This window comes from Pantoea sp. SIMBA_079 (genome assembly GCF_046940275.1).
Lineage (GTDB): Bacteria > Pseudomonadota > Gammaproteobacteria > Enterobacterales > Enterobacteriaceae > Pantoea > Pantoea borealis.
Map to the genome: position 1 here is coordinate 1 of NZ_JAWRYR010000140.1, position 313 is coordinate 313.

Annotated in this window: 1 protein-coding gene; it reads right to left on the reverse strand. The window is 37.4% G+C overall.

Annotated elements, in window-relative coordinates; genetic code table 11:
* Positions 1–313 (reverse strand): transposase (locus SB719_RS19460; RefSeq protein ID WP_412159646.1); only part of this gene is annotated, 313 nt, incomplete at both ends.

Below are 313 nucleotides of genomic sequence, written 5' to 3' on the forward strand. Positions count from 1 at the left end.
GATTGTATCTGGCTTTCGTGTGGGTGGCATCCACAATAATCGTTTTGTTTTTAATGATTTCCTTTTCAATCGCAATCTCAACGGTTTTATGAATGAGCATATCCAAAAGGTTTATGTCTTTTAAACGGAGCTTTCGAAATTTCGTTAAAGAGCTAGGGTCAATAACCGGATCTTCTGGAGCCATGCCGAGGAAATATTTAAACATACGTATTGGATCGACAGCATTCCTACCGTTATGAAAACAGTAGTTGTCCCTCAATTCTTCCAACACAAAAGAAAAGTCAATAAGTTCATTGATCTTGCGTAACATGTT